The 1458-nt window shown below is 53.3% G+C and carries 2 protein-coding genes and 1 pseudogene; all 3 read left to right on the top strand.

Annotated features, from left to right (window positions below; all coding sequences use genetic code 11):
- Positions 1-183: 183 nt before the first annotated feature.
- Positions 184-552 (top strand): preprotein translocase subunit SecE, encoded by a 369-nt coding sequence (secE, locus tag ACIONG_RS30010; RefSeq protein ID WP_007916493.1) that lies wholly within the window; start codon positions 184-186, stop codon positions 550-552.
- 9 nt (positions 553-561) lie between these two features.
- Entirely contained in the window at positions 562-1095 is a 534-nt protein-coding gene (nusG, locus tag ACIONG_RS30005) for a transcription termination/antitermination protein NusG (RefSeq protein WP_007916492.1), read from the top strand.
- Positions 1096-1213: 118 nt separating this feature from the next.
- A pseudogene (gene rplK / locus ACIONG_RS30000) lies at positions 1214-1458 on the top strand (50S ribosomal protein L11); the annotation flags it as partial.

Here is a 1458-nt window from a genome sequence, read left to right as displayed (position 1 = left end):
TAATCCCCAACCCCACAAAAAACAACCCCCCCCCCACAATCCCCCCCCCCTTTTTTTTTATTTGCCATTCCCCAATTTGCCACCCCCCAGGGACCCCAAAACCGTAGGTTGGGGGTTCGATTCCCTCCTGACCTGCCAGATTCACTCAGTGTGTCTGGCTTTCTTTTCACAGGATCTTCATAGATGACTCCTAAGGCTGAAGCACAAGGCTCTCGCTTCGATCTGCTCAAGTGGCTTGTAGTAGTCGCTTTGGTAGTTGTAGGCGTTGTTGGCAATCAGTATTACTCTGCTTCGCCGATCCTGTACCGTGTACTCGCTTTGCTTGTCATTGCTGCTGTAGCTGCCTTTGTAGGCCTGCAGACTGCGAAGGGCAAGTCTTTCTTTGTACTGGTTAAGGAAGCTCGCACCGAGATTCGTAAAGTCGTGTGGCCAACTCGCCAAGAAACCACGCAGACCACCCTGATTGTGGTGGCTGTTGTTCTGGTTATGGCGTTGCTGTTGTGGGGGCTTGATTCCCTCCTCGGTTGGCTTGTTTCCTTGATTGTCGGCTAAGGGTGTCCCGTGGCTAAGCGTTGGTATGTTGTGCATGCTTACTCGGGTTACGAGAAGCATGTGATGCGCTCGCTGGTCGAGCGCGTAAAGCTGGCTGGCATGGAAGATGGCTTCGGCGAGATTCTGGTTCCCACTGAAGAAGTGGTTGAAATGCGTAATGGCCAGAAGCGCAAGAGCGAACGCAAGTTCTTCCCAGGCTATGTGCTGGTGCAGATGGATATGAACGAGGGTACTTGGCACTTGGTCAAGGACACTCCTCGGGTGATGGGTTTTATCGGCGGTACTGCTGATAAGCCTGCGCCGATCACCGATAAAGAGGCGGAAGCAATTCTGCGTCGTGTTGCTGATGGTAGCGACAAGCCGAAGCCGAAGACTCTCTTCGAGCCAGGCGAAACGGTGCGAGTCAACGACGGTCCATTCGCTGATTTCAATGGCGTTGTTGAAGAAGTTAACTACGAAAAGAGCCGGATCCAAGTGGCAGTGCTTATTTTCGGTCGCTCTACTCCGGTAGAGCTGGAGTTCAGTCAGGTCGAAAAGGTCTAACTGGACAAGCATCCCAACCCCGCAGCCCTAGGCTGTGGGGTTTTGTCGTCACTGGGATAAACGCGCAAGTAACCGGGGAGCCTTTCCGAGGCGTTCGAACCCGTAATTGGAGTGCCTCATGGCCAAGAAGATTACCGCTTACATCAAGCTGCAAGTGAAGGCCGCTCAGGCTAACCCAAGTCCACCTGTTGGTCCTGCTCTGGGTCAGCACGGCGTGAACATCATGGAATTCTGCAAGGCTTTCAACGCCCGTACTCAGGGTCTTGAAGCAGGTCTGCCGACTCCAGTGATCATCACTGTCTACAGCGACCGTAGCTTCACTTTCGAAACCAAATCCACCCCTGCTGCGGTTCTGCTGAAGAA

The organism is Pseudomonas sp. NPDC087817, assembly GCF_044742875.1.
Taxonomy (GTDB): domain Bacteria; phylum Pseudomonadota; class Gammaproteobacteria; order Pseudomonadales; family Pseudomonadaceae; genus Aquipseudomonas.
This window is presented reverse-complemented; position numbering and strand designations above follow the sequence as displayed.

Bases quoted from the DNA above. Each gene is read 5' to 3' on its own strand.
- secE (WP_007916493.1), top strand. From the start codon at position 184: ATGACTCCTAAGGCTGAAGCACAAGGCTCTCGCTTCGATCTGCTCAAG.